The sequence below is a fragment of the Pseudomonas sp. TH15 genome (genome assembly GCF_016651105.1).
GTDB lineage: Bacteria > Pseudomonadota > Gammaproteobacteria > Pseudomonadales > Pseudomonadaceae > Aquipseudomonas.
Window position 1 is genome coordinate 2,984,208 of record NZ_JAEKEL010000001.1, and the last position, 19,533, is coordinate 3,003,740.

Genomic DNA, 19,533 nt, shown 5'->3' on the forward strand with positions numbered 1-19,533 from the left:
GTCTAGGTCAGCAATACCTGAGCCAATTTAAGGGCAGTGGATGACACTTTCATGTCGGTCGTCGCCCAGCAGGACTTTTATTTGCCCGGAATTGGCGGGTGCCCGGTAAGCGTAGACCATGGGCAAAGGCCCGCTACACAAGGGACTTGGCCGATGTATTGCAGGGTTTGAAAAGAATTTAAAGATGACCGTTGGGCAGCTGTCATCTCTCAGTCATCTGCACTGCCTAGGCTTGCAGAACGTTCGATAAGCGGGTTTTGCCGCGCGGTTCTGCCCCGAAACAGTGCTGGTCTAGTCCAGATAGGTAACGTTGATGCGTGATGAGGCAACAAAAGCAGTGACAGCCATTGGCCAGGTCCTTCAGGAGCAGCTCGACCACGGCTTGCTGGCGGCTGGCAGCAAGCTGCCGGCCGAGCGCAAGCTCAGTGAGTTGTTCGGGACCACACGGATTACCGTGCGTGAGGCGTTGTTACAGTTGGAAGCGCAGGGCCAGATTTATCGCGAGGAGCGCCGCGGCTGGTTCGTCTCGCCGCCGCGCCTGGCCTACAACTTGATGCAGCGCAGCCACTTTCACGCGATGGTCAGTGCCCAGGGGCGAGTGCCGTCCACCGAGGTGATTTCAGCGCGTTTGCAGCCGGCGTCGGCGGCGGTGTGTGCCTGGTTGCAGTTGCCGGCGTTGTCGAGCGTGATTCAGATTTGCCGTGCGCGGCGCATCGACGGGCGTCTGGTGTTGTATGTGGAGCACTATTTGAATCCACAGTTTTTCCCGGGGATTCTCGAGTTTGATTTGAATCAGTCGATTACCGAGCTGTACGCGCGGCACTACGATTTGCACTACGGGCGGGTGCGGTTCGAGATCGTGCCGACGTCGTTGTCGGTGGATGCGGCGGCGGCGCTAAGGGTGTCGGTGGGGAGTCCGGGGTTGCGGATTGCCCGGGTCAATTATGATCAGCATGAGCGGCTGATCGACTGTGATCTGGAGTTTTGGCGCCATGATGCGATTCATGTGGGTGTCGATGTGGTTTGAGGCTTTTGCCTTGGCGGCCTGTGGGCCGACCAGGCTTTTGGGGGCTGTGTGAATATCCGTTTCTTTGGTTGCTGCGGCTGGCGGTTTCGGGGAGTGTCATAAATTTTGTGTTCGGGCATAACATGCTGCAGAGGTGCATGTATGCCAACCAAAAGAAACCGGCCCGTGAGGCCAAGCGTGACCTTCCGTCCATTCCAAAAGAGCTGATCGACCAGTTCCTCAGCGAGACGATGAGTGCCGAAGCGATTCAGGATGCCGCGATGGCGTTCAAAAAGGCGCTTATCGAAAGAGCCCTTGGTGCCGAGTTGGGACTTCACCTTGGCTATCCTCAGGGCGCGGAGCGCCCTGAGGATTCGAGTAACCAGCGTAACGGCAAGAGCGGCAAAACCGTGCTGACCGATGACGGCCCGTTGCGTCTGGATATTCCCAGAGACCGTGACGGCAGCTTTTCTCCGATTTTGATCCCCAAACACGAGCGGCGTTTTACAGGCTTTGATGACAAGATCATTGCCATGTATGCCCGCGGCATGAGCGTTCGTGAGATTCGTGCATTTCTCTCGGAACAGTACGCAACAGATGTCTCCCATGACTTCATCAGCACCGTTACCGACGCTGTTCTGGAGGAAGTCAGTACGTGGCAACAACGGCCCCTCGAGCCCATGTACCCGGTCATTTTCTTTGATGCGCTGCGGGTTAAAATCCGTGATGAAGGCGTGGTTCGCAACAAAGCGATTTACCTGGCTCTGGGCGTACTTCCGGACGGCACCCGCGACATTCTGGGCATCTGGATTGAGAACACAGAGGGCGCCAAGTTCTGGATGAAAGTCTTCAACGACCTTAAAACCCGAGGTGTCGAAGATGTCCTGATTGCGGTAACGGATGGTCTCAAAGGCATGCCTGAAGCCTTGAGTGCAGTGTTTCCTCAGACAGCGTTGCAGACATGCATCGTTCACCTGATCCGCAACAGCCTTGATTACGCGGCATGGGACAAGCGTCGCGAACTGGCCAAGGCCCTGAAACCGATTTATCAAGCACTCAACGCCGAAGTCGCCGAGCAAGCTCTGGATGCCTTCGAATCGGGGCCTTGGGGCAAGCAATATCCAACGGTGGTTGCAGCCTGGCGACGCGCTTGGGATCGAGTTATCCCGTTCTTTGTGTTCCCGCCAGCCATACGAAAGGTGATCTACACCACCAATGCCATCGAGAGTATCAACTCGCAGCTGCGCAAGATCATCAAGACAAGAGGTCACTTTCCAACCGACGAAGCCGCGACGAAACTGATCTGGCTGGCACTGCAAAACATCACCGCCAACTGGGGAAGCGCCGCCCATGACTGGAAAAACGCTATGAATCAATTTGCGGTTTTGTACGGGGACCGATTCATCAGGTCTAACTGGTGAAATGAAGGCCTGCCTGACGGCAGGCCATTAACGGCCCGCACACAAAAAATCTGACACTCTCCGGTTTCGCTTTTACAGCGAGTCACTTTTGCAGACGCCCAAAAGTAACCAAAACGCTGGGCCCCGGCGTTCGGCCCGCTCGCTGGGGCTCGGGGTTCCTTCGTTACGGGATCTATCCGGGGGCATCGCCTACGGTTTGCTTCGCTGCACCTCCTCTCGATGTGTTCGACTTCGTCGAACGGTCGCTGCGCTCCCACCCCCGGATAAATCCCTCCACTCAGCCTGCCGAAGGGGCCAGCACGGCAAGGTCAAAAGCGGTACTCGAGCTTGCGCTCATTGTGTTGAGTGGTGAGGAGCAGAGGCGTTGCGGGTTCTGCTTTTGCTCTTCGTGGGAGCAGAGCTTGCTCGCGAGGCGGCCTGACAGCCGACCAATTTCTGGCAGGCTGCACATGGTCCAAATGTGGGAGCGAGCCTGCTCGCGATGGCAACCTGACAGCCGACCAATTTCTGGCAGGCTGCACATGGTCCAAATGTGGGAGCGAGCCTGCTCGCGAAGGCGCCCGAACAGCCGACCAATCTCTGGCAGGCTGCACATGGTCTAGATGTAGGAGCGAGCCTGCTCGCGAAAGCGCCCCCACAATCGCCCTAATCCCTGTCCTTATTTGCCTACCCCCGCATTGGCATACAAATAATCGGTCGCCAACGAGGCGAGTGTCCTCACGCCCACCACCAGTGCCGATTCATCCACGAAGAAACCTGGGTTGTGATTCGGCGCCGCTTTGCTCATGTCCTGATCCCGTGGCGTCACCCCGAGAAATACAAACAATCCCGGCACTTCCTTGGCATAGAAAGAAAAGTCTTCTGCGCCGCCCACCAGCGGGGCATTCACCACGTCGTCCTTGGCCGCCCACTTCAACGTCGGTAGCATTTTTTCGGTGAGTGCCGGGTTGTTAATCGTCGGGTCGTATTTTTCGATGATGGTGACGTCCGCTTTCGCACCACCGCTTTCTGCGATTTTTTCGATGGTCTGGCGTACGTCGGCGTGCAGTTTCTGGCGGATGCCGTAGTCGTAGGAGCGGATCGTTCCGCTCATGTCGACCGATTCGGGAATGATGTTGTAACGCGTCCCGCCATTGATCGTGCCGATGCTGACCACCGATGGATAAGACGAGATGTCGGTGCGGCGGCTGACTACGGTTTGCAGGCCGACGATGGTTTGGGCGCCGACGGTGATCGGGTCGATGCCGTCCCAGGGGCGGCCGGCGTGGGTTTGTTTGCCGAGGATTTTGATGCGCAGGTCGTCGGAGCTGGCCAGGGTCGGGCCGGGGCGGTAGGCGATTTGGCCGGCGGGGACGCCGGCCCAGACGTGCAGGCCGAAGACGGCGTCGGGTCTGGGTGATTTCATCACGCCTTCCTCGACCATCATTTTCGCGCCCCAGGTGTTTTTGCCGTCGGGGATGAAGTCGCTCGGGCCCTCTTCGGCAGGCTGGAAGTAGAACACCACGGTGCCGGGCAGGGTGTCGCGCATGCCGGTGAGAATTTTTGCCGTGCTCAGCAGGATGGCGGTGTGGGCGTCGTGGCCGCAGGCGTGCATGACGTCGACTTCTTTGTCGAGGTAGGTGCCTTTGGCTTTCGAGGCGAAGGGCAGGTTGGAGACTTCTTTGACCGGCAGCGCGTCCATGTCGGCGCGCAGGGCTACGGTCGGGCCGGGCAGGGCGCCTTTGAGGATGGCAACGACGCCGGTGCGGGCGACGCCGGTTTTGACTTCCAGGCCCATGGCTTTCAGTTGTTTGGCGACTAACTCGGACGTGCGCTTTTCGTTGTTGCCGAGCTCGGGGTGGGCATGGATGTCGCGGCGGGTTTCCAGCAATTCGGGTTCGAGCTTTTGCGCTTGTTCGGCAATTTGCGTACGGGTGCTGTCCATTGTCGCCGCGCCGGCGTGGCCGGCGAAAAGGGTGAGTAGTACGGCTTGGGCAATGCGCGTCAGTAGCATCGGGCTCTCCTTGATTATTGTTGTTAGGGCTTCTCTGCCTGTGACTGCAACCGCGCGCGCGCGTGCGTGCTATTCCTTCGGCTGGCCGCCACCGGCAGTGATCACTTGTACGCTCATGCGCGGTGTTGCCAGATCCAGTCCAGCCTCATCCAGATGGCGCTTGAGCGACAGGTTGAACGCTCGGGAAACTTCCCATTGTTTGATCGGCGCGGTCTTGAACCGAGCCCGCAGAATCGCGCTGCCGGACTCGAAACTTTCCACGCCCTGAATCTCCAGTGGCGACCAGATATTGCGCCGCTGCAGCGGATCGGTGCGCATCTTCTGGCCGACATCGCGCATCAGTTTGATCGCGTCGTCGATTTCCATGTTGTAGGGCACCGCCACCCGGAAGATCGCGTAGCCGAATTCCCGGGAGTAGTTCTTGATGCTTTTGATTTCGCTGAACGGGATCGTGTGCACGATGCCGTCGATGTCCCGCAGACGCACGGTACGGATGGTCAGGCCTTCGACGGTGCCGAGGTGGCCGCCGACATCCACGTAGTCGTCGATGGCCAGCGAGTCTTCAATGATGATGAACAGCCCGGTGATCAAGTCCGCGACCAGCGATTGCGCACCAAAACCAATCGCCAGGCCGATCACACCGGCACCGGCCAGCAGTGGCGTGACGTTCATGCCCATGTTCGCCAGCGCGACGATCAGCGCAATGATGAAGATCGCCACGAACAGCACGTTGCGGATCAGCGGCATCATGGTCTGCGCCCGGGCATTGGCCAGGCCTTTGCGCGAGCGGGTGAGGGCGTGATGCACCGCGGTGTCGCTGAGGATCCAGATCAGCCAGGCGAAAATCAGCGTAAAGGCGAGGCTGAACAGTTTGACGCTGACGTCATGGCCTTCGCCTTCGGTGAAGGCAATCAGTGACATGCCCCAGACCCGCAGGCCGAGTTCGATAAACACCAGCCACACAAACAGATGGGCGAGGGTGTAGCAGAAGCTTTTCAGTCGCTCGGAATACAGTGCGTGACGCTTGATGGTCCGTTGCGGTTTGAGCGAGTGCCGGCGTACCAGCCCGTTGATGACCATGCACAACACCAGCAGCACGGTGCAGATCAGCGACTGGCGCAACGCGGTGCTGGTGTCGCCCGCCGAAATGAACGTGGCAAACAGCGAAATGCACACCAGCACCAGCGCCGGCACATACCAGAAGGTGCCGAGGATATCGATGGTGTCGCTCAGGGCGCGGCGGGTCAGGCGGCGGGACAGTGGCTGGTTGCGGATCAGGTGAGCGATGGGCCGGCGGAAGCGCAGGATGAACAGTCCGGTGGACAGCGCCGCCAGTACGTTGGCGATGGTGGCGGCAGTGTGTGCCAGGTGCACACCAAGACTGGCGACCAGGCGCGGGTCGTTCAGGGCTTCGCCAAACGCGGCGAAACTGCCGATCAGCCACAACGGCCGGAAAGCCTGATGACGCAGGATGTACAAGGCGCGATGGCGGTGCGGGCCGTCGAGCACGGAGAAGGCAATCACGCAGATCGCCGAAAAACAGGTGCCGACCACCAACGCGTACGCCAGCACCATCGCCAGGCTTTTGCCCAATGACGAAGGCAGTGCGTAAGTCATATAAACCGTCATCACCAAGGCAATCAGCCACGGCCCGAGTTTGCGCAAGGCAAAGCGCAACATGTCGAGGGCCTTGGGGTGTTGCGGCAGTTCTTCGGTCAGGCCGAAGCGCATGCGCACCCGATGGCCAAGCCAGATCAGGGCGGCGGCCAGCAGGCTCCAGACCATCAGGATCATGGCGAAGGCAAAGATGATCGGCAGCCACTCATTGGCCGGCATCATCAGGGCCGACAGTTCATCCTTGGCCAGACCGAACTCTTCAGACCAGCGGGTGAGTGGGCTGTCGGCACCGGAAAATTGCTTTTCGAAACTGCTCAGGGTACCGCCGATCAGTCCGAGAACACCGACCTCGGTGGCCGGCTGGGCCTGTTTGGTGACGTCGCGCAGTTTCTTCAGGTCTGCCAGCAGTTTGGTCCGCTGCTGATCGTTTTCCAGGGACTTGATTACTTCGTCCAGGGATTGCCCCAGCGGTTCCTGGGCTTCGGGCTGGGTTTTCGCCGAGTTGCTGAGCAGCCCCGGCAAACTGACCGCTTGGGCAGGCGCCATCGGCAGCAGCGTCATCAGGCAGATTAGGAGGAAACACGGAAGGGCGAAAAGACGAGCGAACACTAGGCGGTCAACCTTAGGAAGAGCGGATCGGCCGAGTGTACGAGCCCGTCAAAATCAATGCGAGCCAGGCGCACGGATTTATTCGTTGAGCTTGGCGAGGATCTTGTAGACCACGGTGGCGAGGATCACCAGCATGCCGACCCACATGGCGAAGACGCCGGCGTTCTTGTCACGAAAGTTAAAGCCGATTGCCAGCATGATCATCCCGGCGAGAATGGGGATGAGCATGGCGTGGAACGAAGACATCGAAATCATGGGTGACTGCCTTGTCGTGGGGGATATTTAAAGTTTAGGTCGATTTCGAATCGTAGGAGCTGCCGAAGGCTGCGATCTTTTGATTTTGCTTTTTAAAGGCAAGATCAAAGGATCGCAGCCTCGTTTCCCTCGACAGCTCCTACCAGCTCCTACAGGGGCTATGGAAGCTCGTGGCAGGCGTAGAACGCGCTCAGCACTTTGACCAGGTGAGCCAGGTCGTGGCTGCCGCACAGTTCACGGATCGAGTGCATGGCGAAGGTCGGCAGGCCGATGTCCACGGTGCGCACGCCCAAATGACTGGCGGTGATCGGGCCGATGGTCGAGCCACAGCCCATGTCGCTGCGCACCACGAAGCTCTGCACTGGCACTTCTTCGGCCATGCACAGATGGCGGAAGAACCCGGCGGTTTCGCTGTTGGTGGCGTAACGCTGGTTGCTGTTGACCTTGATCACCGGGCCGGCGTTGAGTTTCGGGCCGTGGTTGGCGTCGTGTTTCTCGGCGTAGTTGGGGTGAACGCCGTGGGCGTTGTCAGCCGAGACCAGCAGGGATTTCTGAATGGTGCGTACGAATTCATCACCTTCGGGCAGCACGCGACGCAAAGTCTGCTCCAGCATCGGGCCGTCAGCGCCGCAGGCCGAGCAGGAACCGACTTCTTCGTGGTCGTTGGCCACAAACACGCAGGTTTCGTCGGTTTCGGTGGTCAGCAACGCTTGCAGGCCGGCGTAGCACGACAGCAGGTTGTCCAGGCGTGCGCCGGCGATGAAGTCGCCATGCAGGCCAATGACCGCCGCACTTTGGGTGTCGTAGAAGCTCAGCTCGTAGTCGAGCACCACGTCGGCGTTGAGGCCGTGTTCGCGGGCGAGTTGGTCGGTGAGCACGGCGCGGAAGTCCACGCGCTCGTCACCGGCAAATTGCGCGAGGATTGGCGGCAGCTCGGTCTGGGCGTTGATTGCCCAACCCATGTTGGCTTCACGGTTGAGGTGAATGGCCAGGTTCGGGATGGTGGCAATCGGTGCCTTGAAGTCGATCAACTGGCTCTCGACCTTGCCGTCACGGCGGAAGGTCACGCGGCCGGCCAGGGACAAGTCACGGTCAAACCACGGTGCCAACAGCGCGCCGCCATAGACTTCGACGCCCAGTTGCCAGAAACCCTGGCGTTGCAGCTCGGGTTGCGGCTTGACCCGCAGGCACGGGCTGTCGGTGTGAGCGCCGACCAGGCGGATGCCGCCGTGCAGCGGAGAATGGCGGCCCATCTTGAAGGCGACGATCGAGGAGTCATTACGGGTGACGTAGTAACGACCGTTGTTTTCGATGGTCCAGGGCTCACGCTCATCAAGACGCGAAAAACCCGCCGCTTCCAGACGCTGAACGAGGCTGGCAGTGGCATGAAACGGGGTAGGGGAGGCCTTGAGGAAGTCGATCAGGCCTTGGTTCAACTCTTCGCGCATAAGAAACTCCAGACAGCAATGGGCGGGAGTTTAACGTATTGAAAGCGCAAAGTGCGGGGCGGGCACCGCACTTGTGCTGTGGGAAGTTTAGTGTGGCGAGGGAGCTTGCTCCCGCTCGGCTGCGTAGCAGTCGTAAAACCTGCACGCGCGGTGTGCCAGACAGAATGACATTGCTGGTTTTGGGGAGCGCTTCGCGCTCCAGCGGGAGCAAGCTCCCTCGCCACAAAAGCCCCTTCACCACAATAAACCATTCATTACCCGTCAGAACGGTGCAGGGCACTCAAAGCGCAAACGCTCACCGCTTTGCGGGTGGGTGAAGCTGAGCATGCTGGCGTGCAGGCACAAGCGTGGCCAGGCAGCCAGGGCTTGTTCGTGAGCGTAGAGCCCGTCACCCAGCAGCGGATGACCGATGGACAGCATGTGCACGCGCAACTGATGGGAGCGGCCGGTGATCGGCGTCAGTTCGACGCGGCACCAATCGCCGCAACGCTCCAACACACGCCAGAAGGTCAGGGCATTCTTGCCGAACTCGTGATCCACCACATGCCGAGGCTTGGTCGGCGGGTCGTAGCGCAGGGGCAAGTCGATGCTGCCGCTGTCCAGTTCCGGCTGACCCCAGCACAGGGCGGTGTAGGCCTTTTCGGTTTCACGGTCGTGAAATTGCCGAGACAATTCGCGATGGGTGTCCGGGTCACGGGCCAGCAGGATGATGCCCGAGGTTTCCCAGTCCAGCCGATGGACGATTCGCGCTTCCGGGTAGCCGTTTTCTTGCAGACGGGTAATCAGACAGTCCTTGTTGTCATCGGCCCGGCCAGGGACAGAGAGCAACAGGGTCGGTTTGTTCACCACCAGAACGGCATCGTCTTGATGGATGATGTGAACGTTGGACAACGGCATTAAAACAGCCTCGTAACAAACGCCAACGGCGGTTCAGGGTCATTCCCGTATGGAAATGACCCTGAACCGCCGTCGTTCCTGCCGGATCGACTCAGCGATCGGGCAGGGTGATGTTGAGTTCCAGAATCGAGCAGCTACCCTGGTTTTCCAAGGCGACGTGCACGTCATCGGACCCGATATTGACGTACTTGCGGATCACCTCCACCAGTTCCTTCTGCAAGGCTGGCAGGTAGTCCGGCGTACTGCGCTGGCCGCGTTCATGCGCCACGATGATCTGTAGACGCTCTTTCGCTACCGACGCGGTGCTGACCTTTTTGCTGGCACGAAAGAAGTCAAAAAGATTCATTATCTACCTCCAAACAGGCGCTCGAAGAAGCCCTTCTTCGTAACATCGAGGAAACGATGCTCCACGGTTTTGCCCAGCAGACGATCGACCGCATCGCTGTACGCCTGACCGGCGTCGCTCTGGTCGTCGAGAATCACGGGCACGCCCGAGTTGGAAGCCTTCAGTACTGCTTGGGACTCCGGAATGACGCCCAGCAGGGTCACGGCCAGAATCTCTTTAACGTCTTCGACGCCAAGCATTTCGCCGTCGCTGACGCGTTGCGGGTTGTAGCGGGTCAGCAGCAGGTGTTCCTTGATCGGCTCTTCGCCGTTCTCGGCGCGGCGCGATTTGCTGGCCAGCAGGCCCAGCATGCGGTCCGAGTCACGTACCGAGGACACTTCCGGGTTGGTCACGACAATCGCTTCATCAGCGAAGTACATGGCCAGGTGAGCACCTTTCTCGATGCCGGCCGGGGAGTCGCAGACCACGAATTCGAAGTCTTCTTTCAACGCCATCAGGACTTTTTCCACGCCTTCGACAGTCAGCGCGTCTTTATCGCGGGTCTGACTGGCGGCCAGTACGTAGAGGTTTTCCAGGCGTTTGTCTTTGATCAGGGCTTGCTGCAGGTTGGCTTCGCCGTTGACCACGTTGACGAAGTCATACACCACGCGACGCTCGCAACCCATGATCAGGTCGAGGTTACGCAAACCGACGTCGAAGTCGACGATAACTGTTTTGTGACCGCGCAGAGCGAGGCCGGTACCGATAGCGGCGCTGGTGGTGGTCTTACCCACACCACCCTTGCCGGATGTAACCACGAGAATCTTGGCCAAGGTGTTTCACCCCTAAGGAAAAAGGACATTTAGCCCCTGAAAAACATCTCTTGAAAAACTACTGCAGTCGGACAGCCTTGGCTGGAATCCGGTCCTGAGCGGCGCGTACCTGCGGTAAACACTGCTTTTGGCCTTTTTCCTACTTCGTTTGAGCCGTTTTCGCTACGTTTTAGAGATGCTTGGAAAATGCGGCAGTATCCGTTAAAGCCGAATGATGTTCAACACGTCGCCCGACAGGCTGACTTGTACGCCCGAGCCCCACAACGGATCGCGACGCAGGTCCTCGGAGACCTTGTAATGGCCCGCGATGGAGAGTAGTTCAGCGCTCATTTGCTGACAGAAAATTCGCGCTTTCGAGTCGCCCTTGACCCCGGCGAGTGCTCGACCGCGCATCGGGCCGTATACATGGATGTTCCCATCGGCGAGAAGTTCCGCCCCCGGGCTGACCGACGAAACGACGACCAAATCGCCACCCTGGGCATATATCTGTTGGCCACCACGTACTGGCGAAGTGATTACCTTCGTCGGTTTGATGGTCGGCTCAGGTGGTTTTTCCGGTTTTTTTACGACGATGCCTTCGTGTGGGTCCAGCGCACGCTCACGGGCGCCGGACGGCGGCAGCACTGGCAGGTCGACGGCAATGGCGGCGGCGATGTCTTCGATACGGCTGGCACGGATCGCGAGGGTGCGCAGGCCGTGCTGACGGCAGACGCGCATCAGCCCCGGCAAATCGACGGCGCCTTCACTGGCCGGGAGTTTGTCCAGGGCCAGCACCAGCGGCGCGTTGCTGAAGAAATTCGGCGCCTGGGCGACCTTGGCGGCCAGTTGCCGATCGAGCATCTCGAGGTCGTTGCGGGCCAGTTCCAGCACCGTAATGGCGAGCATGCTGCCCTTCAACTGGAACACGGGATCTTGGTCTAGCGGTTCGGTTTGGCTCATGGTCGGCATACAACGGCTTGTCACTAAAAGTGCCGAGACTTATAACGAGAACGCCCGCAGGCCGCAAGCCGGGTCGAACGATGTAGAATGCGCGGCCATTGTCTTTCCGGAACCTTTAATGGATCGCCCGCGTTTTCGTACAGCATTTCTTTCTCCTCGTTTCTGGCCATTGTGGTGCGGGCTGGGGCTGTTGTGGCTGATTGTCCAGTTGCCGTATCCGGCGTTGCTGTCAGTCGGTCGCGCCTTGGGTGCATTGATGTACCGAGTGGCCGGCGACCGACGGCGCATCGCCAAGCGCAATCTTGAACTGTGTTTCCCGGAAAAAACCGCTGTCGAGCGCAAGCGCCTGCTCAAGGAAAACTTCGCCTCGACCGGCATCGCCTTCTTCGAAATGGCCATGAGTTGGTGGTGGTCGCGTCAGCGGCTGGCCAAACTGGCCCATGTCGAAGGCCTGGAGCATTTGAAAAAAGCCCAGCGCGACGGCAAGGGTGTGATTCTGATGGCCCTGCATTTCACCACCCTGGAAATCGGTGCGGCGCTGCTCGGTCAGCAACATACGATCGACGGCATGTACCGCGAACACAAAAACCCATTGTTCGACTTCATCCAGCGCCGGGGCCGCGAGCGGCACAACCTCGATTCGCTGGCGGTGGAGCGCGACGACGTGCGCGGCATGCTCAAACTGCTGCGGGCCGGCCGGGCGATCTGGTACGCACCGGATCAGGACTACGGCGCCAAGCAAAGTATCTTCGTGCCGTTGTTCGGCATTCAGGCCGCGACCGTTACTGCTACCAGCAAGTTTGCACGGCTGGGCAAGGCGTTGGTGGTGCCGTTTACCCAGGAACGCCTGGCGGACGGCAGCGGTTATCGGTTGGTGATTCATGCGCCGCTCGATAACTTCCCTGGCGAAACTGACGAGGCGGATTGCATTCGTATCAACCAGTGGGTCGAAGGCGCCTTGCGCGATTGCCCGCAGCAATACCTCTGGGCTCATCGCCGCTTCAAGAGCCGCCCACCAGGCGAGCCGAAACTGTACGCAAAACGCGGTTGAATCACCGATCCCTTTAGGCACCATGGAGTGTTGCGATGCGCCCAGCTGAACCGGTTACAGGATTGATTCTTTCCGGCGGCGGGGCTCGAGCGGCCTATCAGGTAGGGGTGCTGGCAGCGATTGCCGAGTTGCTGCCGCCCGGCGCGGACAATCCGTTTCCGGTGATCGTCGGCACGTCTGCCGGGGCGATCAACGCGGTCAGCCTGGCCAGCGGCGCGATGGACTTCCGCAGCGCTATCGAGCGTCTGACGGCCTTCTGGCAGGGTTTCCGCAGTCATCTGGTGTTGCGCAGCGACTGGCCGGGCGTGATTCACCAGGCCAGCCGGTTTGTCAGCCACAGCTTGCTCGGCATCGGCAGCCAGGTGCCGGTGGCGCTGCTCAACAGTTCACCGCTGCGGGGTTTGCTCAACGACAAACTGTCGATGGACGGCATTGCGCAAGCCATCGAGCAAAAGCAATTGCAGGCCGTGGCGGTGACCGCGTTCGGTTACGAGTCCGGTCAGGCGGTGACCTTCTATCAGGGCGGCGGCACCATCAATGCCTGGCTGCGCCATCGGCGGATTGGCGTGCCGACTCAATTGACCGTCGATCACTTGCTGGCCAGCTCGGCGATTCCGCTGCTGTTCGCCCCGGTGAAAATCGGCGAGGAGTTCTTCGGTGATGGCGCAGTGCGTCAGTCGGCGCCGATCAGCCCGGCCTTGCACCTGGGCGCCAGCAGAGTGCTGGTGGTGGGTGTCAGCGGCAACCCGCGCGGGTCCGATCCGCAGGAGCCGCTGCAGCGCACCTACACGGGTCAACAGCCTACGCTGGCGCAGATCGGCGGGCACATGCTCAACAGCACGTTCATTGACAGCCTGGAAAGCGACATCGAGTTGTTGGAGCGTTTGAACCAGTTCAGCCACCTGATGCCCGATGGCACGCCGATTCGAACCCTGGGCGTGGCGCCGGTGGAAGTGCTGGTGATTTCGCCGAGTCAGCCAATCGATGAAATTGCCGCGCGTCATCGCCAGGAATTGCCGGCCGCGTTGCGCCTGTTTTTGCGCGGGCCGGGGGCGACCAAGACCAGTGGGGCAGGGGTGTTGAGCTATCTGCTGTTCGAGGCGGGGTATTGCAGCGAATTGATTGACCTCGGGCGGCGGGATGCGTTGGCCAAGCGGGATGAGTTGTGTCGGTTTCTTGGGATATCCGCAGCGGTGGCTCCCGCCTGAGATTTGCGCTGAGGCTTTCGCGAGCAGGCTCGCTCCCACATTGGAACTCGGTCGAATGTGGGAGCGAGCCTGCTCGCGAAGCTTCTAAGATCAGAAGTGGAACTTCACCAGCAAGCTCGTCACGTTCTGATTGGTGGTGAACGAATTGGTGTCATCAATCCCGTACTTGTTCTTCCAGTAGTCGTACTCGACACCGACGTACAACTGCTTCGCGCCGAAATTCAGCGCTTTGCCCAAGTCGTATTTGACCTGCGGGTTGAAGTGCAGGTTAGCGTGGTAATCGCCACGGGCGTTTTTATCGTTGTCGACCACCCAGTCCATGTAGCCATCGATCAGGACGCTCGAATCGCCAACCGGGATGGTATAGGACCAGACTGGTGTGATCTGCCAGACATTGTTGCCCGGACGATCACCATCAGGATGGCGCTGGTAGAAGTTCAGCTGGAAGTAGTCGAAGCCGGGGATCGCCAGGTCGAAACCCGGGCCGATCAGGTAGGACTCGACGTCGCCTTCACCAAACTCGTAAGTCATGGCCAGCAGCACGTCTTTGATCGGGCCGAACTCGATCTTTTTGTCCAGGACCTTGCCCAGCGAAATACGCGGGCTGAACTCGCCATAAGTGGAGTTCGGACCCGAGTTGGCGTCGTCCTTGCCGTTGTAGAAGATCTTGTCGACGAACAGGAAGTTATCCCCGTATTTCCAGGCGTCGGCGTGCTCAAAGGTGACGGTTTGCTGAATGGACGGGTTGACCTTGAAGCCCTTGCCGTAGAGGTAGGTCAGGCTGTTGTTCTGCCAAAGCAGCAGGTCGCCATTGTCAGCCATTGCCTGGCCCCCGGCCAACAAGGATCCCGCGAGCATCAGGCTGGTGCACGTGCGTTTCATTCGGTTGCTCCCAAAAAGTAGGTGGTTCCACGTTTTTTTTCTTAGGTCGGCGCTCTGGTGTGGCGCCTTTTGTTGCAGCTGTAAAAACTCATCCAATCGGTCAGCTTTAGTGCTCTTAGCAAGAGCTGAGCCAAGGCTTTCAAAAAGCAAAAAAACTCCCGTTCGGCTGTTCGAAAACAGTCGATTACGAGAGATTTTTGGATGCCTTGATACCGTCCAGAGCCGGGGTAAGTTGGCTTTCTGGTCAGGAATTAAATCCGGGCTTTTTTTTAGACCAGATTCGGGCGGCCGCGGAGAATACTGACTCCTTGGCCAGGTCTCAAGTGCCCCGCAACAGCGCACCGACGACAGGTTTGGGGCACGGTTGTTGGCGGTGGGCCTGGCGTCGTTGAACGACAGGCTTGAGTCGGTAAAAACCATCTGATGCTTCCTCTTGTTTTTATTGTTGAGGCGCAGGCAGTTGCTGGTTGCCACAGGGCAGCCATTTCACAGGTTTTGATCAGTGCGTGTGGGCGTGGCAGTCGTTGATGGCCGCGCGTTCTCTACCACCGAGAATGTTGAACAGCAGGTTCAACGACAGGGCGCTCAGCGTGGCCATGGCGATGCCGCTGTGGGTGATCGGGCTCATCCACAGTGGCAGGTGCGCGAAGAACTCCGGACGGACCACCGGGATCAGGCCCATGCCGATGCTCACTGCCACCAGCAGCTGGTTGCGGCGGTCACCGATGTCGGCTTCTTGCAGGATCTTGATGCCCGTGGCCGCAACCATGCCGAACATCGCAATGGCCGCGCCGCCCAGTACCGCCGGCGGAATCGACGCCACCAGGAACGCCGCTTTCGGCAGCAGGCTCAACACCACCAGCAAACCGCCGGCGACGATGGTCACCGAGCGGCAACGCACGCCGGTCATCTGCACCAGGCCGATGTTCTGGGCGAAGGAGGAATGGGTGAACGTGTTGAAGAAACCGGCGAAAAACGAGGCGCCGGCATCACACAGCAAGCCGCGACGCAGCATCCGTGGGCAGACTTCCTGACCGGTGATCTTGCCCAGGGCGAGGAACATCCCGGTGGACTCGACGAAGATAATCACCACCACCAGGCACATCGACAGGATCGGTGCGAGTTCAAATTTCGGCATGCCGAAGTGCAGCGGCGTGACGATCTGCACCCATGGCGCTTGAGCCATGCCGCTGAGATCGACCATGCCGATCACGCCACAGAGCGCGTAGCCCAGGCACATGCCGATCAGCACGGAAATGTTGACCCAGAAACCGCGCATAAAGCGGTGGATCAATAGAATGGTCGCCAGCACCAGCGCGGCGATGGCCAGGTAAATCGGTGAACCGAATTGAGTCGCGCCAGCACCGCCGCCGGCCCAGTTCACGGCCACGGGGAACAGCGACAAACCGATCGAGGTGATGACGGTGCCGGTCACCAGCGGCGGGAAGAAGCGTACGACTTTGGACATGAACGGCGCGATGATCATGCCGAAGAATCCGGCGGCGATAGTCGCGCCGAAGATCCCTTGCAGGCCGATACCGGGCATGCCGGCCATGGCGACCATGCTGCCGACGGCGGCGAAACTGGCGCCCATCATCACCGGCATGCGGATGCCCATCGGGCCGATCCCAAGCGATTGCACGACGGTGGCAATGCCGGCGACCAGCAGGTCGGCGTTGATCAAAAAGGCGATTTCTTCACGACTCAGGCCAGCGGCCTGTCCGATGATCAGCGGTACCGCGATGGCGCCGCCGTACATCAGCAGTACGTGTTGCAGACCGACCAGGATCAGTTGCAAAAGAGGCAAACGCTGAATCGCGGGTGCGTCGGGGATGCGCGCTTCGGATAGCTCGGACATGCAACACCTCGGATCTTTTTTATTCTTGTGATTTTTTTCAGGCGAATCTGTGGCGAGGGAGCTTGCTCCCGCTGGGGCGCGAAGCGGCCCCGCTTTTCTCCAATAAGAAAGGGGACTGCTGCGCAGTCCAGCGGGAGCAAGCTCCCTCGCCACAAAAGCCCGCTTGTCACAGGCTTTTGTGTTGCTTAGTTGACTTGAGCTCCCTGATTGATCCAGGCACCAATCAGGTCACGTTCCTGCTGGGTCATCTGTGTGATGTTGCCCAGTGGCATGATCTGGCTGGCGACGGCTTGCGCCTGAATCCGCGGGGCCAATTGCTGGATTTGTTGCGGGGTATCGAACATCACGCCGGCCGGTGCTGCACTGAACAGCGGGCTGGTCGGTTTGGCCGAATGGCACACGGCGCAGCGTTCCTGAATCACGCTGTGCACCTTGTCGAACGCCGGGCCCTGGCTCGACGCTTGCGCCGGTGCGGCGGCAGGCGCAGCAGGCTTGGCCGCTTCAGGTTTGGCACCACCACCGAGGGCAGTTTCCGGCAACGGTTGGTACTCAATGGCGGCAGGAGCCTTCGCGACTTCAGGCGCAGTAGGCATCGGCGACGGGCCAGTCACGTAAGCCAGGCTGATCATGCCGACGGCTGCAACCGGCAGGGTCCAGGCAAACTTGTGGCTGTTGTGACGGGTGTTGAAGTAGTGACGCACCAACACCGCCAGCACCGCGATCCCGGCCAGGATCAGCCAGTTGTATTGGCTGCCGTAGGTGCTCGGAAAGTGGTTGCTGATCATGATGAACAGCACGGGCAAGGTGAAGTAGTTGTTGTGACGCGAACGCAGCAAACCTTTGGCCGGCAGCGCCGGATCGGGTGTGCGGTTCTCGGCAATCGCCGCGACCAACGCACGTTGCGCCGGCATGATGATGCGGAACACGTTACCGACCATGATGGTGCCGATGATCGCGCCAACGTGCAGGTACGCACCACGACCGCTGAACACTTTGCTGAAGCCGTAGGCCGCGCCGATGATCAGCACGAACAAAATTCCGCCGAGCAGGGCAGGGCGTTTGCCCAGGGCCGAGTCGCAGAGGAAGGAGTAGATGAACCAGCCGATGAACAGCGAGCCGATACCGATGGCCACGCCTTCAGGACCGCTCAGGCTGCTGCCCGGAGCCAGCAAGTACAGCGTCGGGTTGGAGTAGAACACCACGCACAGCAGCGCGATCCCCGACATCCAGGTGAAGTAGGCTTCCCATTTGAACCAGTGCAGGTTGTCCGGCATGGTCGGTGGAGCCAATTTGTATTTTTCCAGGTGATAGATACCGCCGCCGTGGATCGCCCACAGATCGCCCGCCAGACCGCTTTTCGGGTTGACCCGATTGAGGTTGTTTTCCAGCCAGACGAAATAGAACGACGCACCGATCCAGGCCACGCCAGTAATCATGTGAACCCAGCGCACGCTAAGGTTCAGCCATTCCAACAGATGTGCTTCCACAGTCTTTACCTCTCGCCCGTCACTCTGTTGTCGAGTGATCAGACCTTCTCTTATTGGTGGGGGGCAAGGATCAAACGCTCATCCTCTTTGAAAAAATGCTCATCGCAGTTATTGCCTGTGCCACTGCGATCAACCACCAGGAAGTCATCCCGCTTTTCGATCGTCAGCACCGGATGGTGCCAAACGCCGCGATGGTAATTAATGCCCTGCCTGCCGTTGGTGACGAAGGCGCGGACCAAGCCTGATACAGGTTCATCGCCAAGTGGCGCGACCACGATCAGAAAGGGGTTGCCGAGCAGCGGGATGAAAGCCTGGCTGCCCAGCGGGTGACGCTCCAGCATGCTGACGGTCAGCGGCATGTCCTGCGCGTCGGCGCGGAAGATGCTGATGATCGCGTTATCCTCTGGCGTGGCGGTTTGCACCGTCGCCAGTTTATGGAAGCGCATGGTCGAACCGTTGTTGATCATGAAGTGATCGCTACCGTCGGTTTCAATCACGTCACCGAAAGGGGCGAAGGCTTCTTTGGTCAGCGGTTCAATCGTCAATGTGCGCATGCTGGTCTTCTTACCTTGAATTCTGTGTTGTTTATTGTGGCGAGGGAGCTTGCTCCCGTTGGACTGCGCAGCAGTCCCCTTTCTTCCTGGAGAAAAGCGGGGCCGCTTCGCAGCCCAGCGGGAGCAAGCTCCCTCGCCACAGGTTCAGCGCTTATTTAGCGACCTTGCCCAGTACGCGCAGGCGGCTCACACCACCATCCGGGAACACGTTCAGGCGGATGTGGGTGATCGGGCCCAGCGCCTTGATCTGCTCGGCGAAGGTGTGTTCAGCGTGCATTTCCAGTTTCTGCGCTGGCAGCAGTTCGCGCCAGAACAACGATTGGGTTTCGATCTGGCTGTCAGTACCGCCCTTCACGAAAGCGCCCTGGATCGAGCACGTGTCCGGGTAGTTGCCCTTGAAGTGCAGGGTGTCGACGATGACTTTCTCGACTTCGCCCGCATGACCCAGCGCGACGATCACCCAGTCATTGCCTGGCGTGCGACGACGTGCGGTTTCCCAGCCGTCGCCCATGTTGATGCCACGGCCCGGGTTGAGGATGTTGCTCATGCGGCCGAAGTGTTCATCGGAGCAGGCGAGGGCGCGGCCACCGTTGAGGGCTGCGGCCAGGTCGATCTGCTCGTTGTCGCCAACGGCCGACCAGTCGCGGTGCGGAACGCCGTACACACGCAGACGCGCTACGCCACCATCCGGGTAGATGTTGAAGCGCAGGTGGCTGAATGCCTGGTCGTTGTTGATTTCGTGGAAGTGATGGCTGTTGCCTTGCAGCTCGACAGCCGACAGCACTTCAACCCACTGGGTGTTTTCAGTCGGTTCGCCTTCTGCCAGGAAGCAGGCTTCCAGGGAGGCCGACGGCGGGAAGTTGCCGGTGAAGAATGAAGTATCGATGTCCACGCCTTTGATCGAACCTGGTACGCCCAGGCGGATCACGGCACTGTCATAGCCTTCGAAGCGCTTGCGGCGCGATTCCCAGCCGTCCATCCACTTGCCGTTGTCATCGAACACGCCTTCTTTCCACACAGCCGGGGTCGGCTGGAACAGGCGGTTGGCATCAGCGAACCAGTCATCGGTGACCGAGATGATTTTGGTGCCCAGACGGGCATCGGCCAGGTTGACGAACTTCTCGAAAGGTACGGCGTAAGCTTTCATTCT

At 59.6% G+C, this 19,533-nt stretch carries 17 protein-coding genes; 4 read left to right on the top strand and 13 right to left on the bottom strand.

The window, feature by feature from the left end; translation table 11 throughout:
* Positions 1 to 313 precede the first annotated feature (313 nt).
* Positions 314 to 1,027: a UTRA domain-containing protein gene (locus tag JFT87_RS13570; RefSeq protein WP_201201950.1), complete on the top strand. Its 714-nt coding sequence runs from the start codon at positions 314 to 316 to the stop codon at positions 1,025 to 1,027.
* A gap of 137 nt (positions 1,028 to 1,164) precedes the next feature.
* Positions 1,165 to 2,427 (top strand): IS256 family transposase, encoded by a 1,263-nt coding sequence (locus JFT87_RS13575; RefSeq protein WP_201205128.1) that lies wholly within the window; start codon positions 1,165 to 1,167, stop codon positions 2,425 to 2,427.
* Between the two features lie 658 nt (positions 2,428 to 3,085).
* Here the strand turns inward: JFT87_RS13575 and JFT87_RS13580 are convergent.
* The 8 genes from JFT87_RS13580 to minC all read right to left on the bottom strand — a co-directional run bounded on the left by JFT87_RS13580 (position 3,086) and on the right by minC (position 11,343).
* Positions 3,086 to 4,420: an amidohydrolase gene (locus tag JFT87_RS13580; protein ID WP_201201952.1), complete on the bottom strand. Its 1,335-nt coding sequence runs from the start codon at positions 4,418 to 4,420 to the stop codon at positions 3,086 to 3,088.
* A 69-nt stretch (positions 4,421 to 4,489) separates the two neighbouring features.
* Positions 4,490 to 6,646, bottom strand: coding sequence for a mechanosensitive ion channel domain-containing protein (locus tag JFT87_RS13585; protein ID WP_201201956.1), 2,157 nt, complete (start codon positions 6,644 to 6,646; stop codon positions 4,490 to 4,492).
* A gap of 78 nt (positions 6,647 to 6,724) precedes the next feature.
* A complete protein-coding gene (locus JFT87_RS13590) occupies positions 6,725 to 6,901 on the bottom strand; it encodes a hypothetical protein (RefSeq protein WP_201201957.1) in 177 nt (58 codons plus the stop codon).
* Between the two features lie 158 nt (positions 6,902 to 7,059).
* Positions 7,060 to 8,349: a M18 family aminopeptidase gene (locus tag JFT87_RS13595; protein WP_201201958.1), complete on the bottom strand. Its 1,290-nt coding sequence runs from the start codon at positions 8,347 to 8,349 to the stop codon at positions 7,060 to 7,062.
* A 261-nt stretch (positions 8,350 to 8,610) separates the two neighbouring features.
* Positions 8,611 to 9,246, bottom strand: coding sequence for an RluA family pseudouridine synthase (locus JFT87_RS13600; RefSeq protein WP_201194812.1), 636 nt, complete (start codon positions 9,244 to 9,246; stop codon positions 8,611 to 8,613).
* 91 nt (positions 9,247 to 9,337) lie between these two features.
* On the bottom strand, positions 9,338 to 9,592 hold the full coding sequence (gene minE, locus JFT87_RS13605; protein ID WP_007898843.1) for a cell division topological specificity factor MinE: 255 nt from the start codon (positions 9,590 to 9,592) through the stop codon (positions 9,338 to 9,340).
* Positions 9,592 to 10,404: a septum site-determining protein MinD gene (gene minD / locus JFT87_RS13610; protein ID WP_150631077.1), complete on the bottom strand. Its 813-nt coding sequence runs from the start codon at positions 10,402 to 10,404 to the stop codon at positions 9,592 to 9,594. Before minD ends, minE begins: the two co-directional genes overlap by 1 nt.
* A 201-nt stretch (positions 10,405 to 10,605) precedes the next feature.
* Positions 10,606 to 11,343 (bottom strand): septum site-determining protein MinC, encoded by a 738-nt coding sequence (minC, locus tag JFT87_RS13615; protein WP_201201959.1) that lies wholly within the window; start codon positions 11,341 to 11,343, stop codon positions 10,606 to 10,608.
* A 118-nt stretch (positions 11,344 to 11,461) separates the two neighbouring features.
* On the opposite strand from minC, the gene JFT87_RS13620 reads away from it, so the two are divergent.
* Both JFT87_RS13620 and JFT87_RS13625 read left to right on the top strand, forming a co-directional pair.
* A complete protein-coding gene (locus JFT87_RS13620; RefSeq protein ID WP_201201960.1) occupies positions 11,462 to 12,394 on the top strand; it encodes a lipid A biosynthesis lauroyl acyltransferase in 933 nt (310 codons plus the stop codon).
* A 35-nt stretch (positions 12,395 to 12,429) separates the two neighbouring features.
* Positions 12,430 to 13,602 carry a patatin-like phospholipase family protein gene (locus JFT87_RS13625; RefSeq protein WP_201201965.1) on the top strand — a complete coding sequence of 391 codons (1,173 nt, stop codon included), beginning with the start codon at positions 12,430 to 12,432 and terminating at the stop codon, positions 13,600 to 13,602.
* A gap of 90 nt (positions 13,603 to 13,692) precedes the next feature.
* Here the strand turns inward: JFT87_RS13625 and JFT87_RS13630 are convergent, their stop codons facing one another.
* From JFT87_RS13630 to alc, 5 genes are all read right to left on the bottom strand, one after another.
* Positions 13,693 to 14,484, bottom strand: a complete 792-nt coding sequence (locus JFT87_RS13630; protein ID WP_201201967.1) for an outer membrane protein OmpK — start codon at positions 14,482 to 14,484, stop codon at positions 13,693 to 13,695.
* 499 nt (positions 14,485 to 14,983) lie between these two features.
* Positions 14,984 to 16,342: a nucleobase:cation symporter-2 family protein gene (locus JFT87_RS13635; RefSeq protein ID WP_201201969.1), complete on the bottom strand. Its 1,359-nt coding sequence runs from the start codon at positions 16,340 to 16,342 to the stop codon at positions 14,984 to 14,986.
* Between the two features lie 185 nt (positions 16,343 to 16,527).
* Positions 16,528 to 17,829, bottom strand: a complete 1,302-nt coding sequence (locus tag JFT87_RS13640) for a urate hydroxylase PuuD (protein WP_201201970.1) — start codon at positions 17,827 to 17,829, stop codon at positions 16,528 to 16,530.
* Positions 17,830 to 17,879: 50 nt separating this feature from the next.
* Positions 17,880 to 18,383, bottom strand: a complete 504-nt coding sequence (locus JFT87_RS13645; protein WP_010456681.1) for an ureidoglycolate lyase — start codon at positions 18,381 to 18,383, stop codon at positions 17,880 to 17,882.
* A gap of 151 nt (positions 18,384 to 18,534) precedes the next feature.
* Positions 18,535 to 19,530: an allantoicase gene (alc, locus tag JFT87_RS13650; protein ID WP_121733428.1), complete on the bottom strand. Its 996-nt coding sequence runs from the start codon at positions 19,528 to 19,530 to the stop codon at positions 18,535 to 18,537.
* Between the last annotated feature and the right edge of the window lie 3 nt (positions 19,531 to 19,533).

Bases quoted from the DNA above. Each gene is read 5' to 3' on its own strand.
- JFT87_RS13590 (WP_201201957.1), bottom strand. From the start codon at position 6,901: ATGATTTCGATGTCTTCGTTCCACGCCATGCTCATCCCCATTCTCGCC.
- JFT87_RS13580 (WP_201201952.1), bottom strand. From the start codon at position 4,420: ATGCTACTGACGCGCATTGCCCAAGCCGTACTACTCACCCTTTTCGCC.
- JFT87_RS13600 (WP_201194812.1), bottom strand. From the start codon at position 9,246: ATGCCGTTGTCCAACGTTCACATCATCCATCAAGACGATGCCGTTCTG.
- JFT87_RS13575 (WP_201205128.1), top strand. From the start codon at position 1,165: ATGTATGCCAACCAAAAGAAACCGGCCCGTGAGGCCAAGCGTGACCTT.
- JFT87_RS13620 (WP_201201960.1), top strand. From the start codon at position 11,462: ATGGATCGCCCGCGTTTTCGTACAGCATTTCTTTCTCCTCGTTTCTGG.
- JFT87_RS13635 (WP_201201969.1), bottom strand. From the start codon at position 16,342: ATGTCCGAGCTATCCGAAGCGCGCATCCCCGACGCACCCGCGATTCAG.
- JFT87_RS13645 (WP_010456681.1), bottom strand. From the start codon at position 18,383: ATGCGCACATTGACGATTGAACCGCTGACCAAAGAAGCCTTCGCCCCT.
- JFT87_RS13630 (WP_201201967.1), bottom strand. From the start codon at position 14,484: ATGAAACGCACGTGCACCAGCCTGATGCTCGCGGGATCCTTGTTGGCC.
- JFT87_RS13595 (WP_201201958.1), bottom strand. From the start codon at position 8,349: ATGCGCGAAGAGTTGAACCAAGGCCTGATCGACTTCCTCAAGGCCTCC.
- minE (WP_007898843.1), bottom strand. From the start codon at position 9,592: ATGAATCTTTTTGACTTCTTTCGTGCCAGCAAAAAGGTCAGCACCGCG.
- alc (WP_121733428.1), bottom strand. From the start codon at position 19,530: ATGAAAGCTTACGCCGTACCTTTCGAGAAGTTCGTCAACCTGGCCGAT.
- JFT87_RS13625 (WP_201201965.1), top strand. From the start codon at position 12,430: ATGCGCCCAGCTGAACCGGTTACAGGATTGATTCTTTCCGGCGGCGGG.
- JFT87_RS13570 (WP_201201950.1), top strand. From the start codon at position 314: ATGCGTGATGAGGCAACAAAAGCAGTGACAGCCATTGGCCAGGTCCTT.
- minC (WP_201201959.1), bottom strand. From the start codon at position 11,343: ATGAGCCAAACCGAACCGCTAGACCAAGATCCCGTGTTCCAGTTGAAG.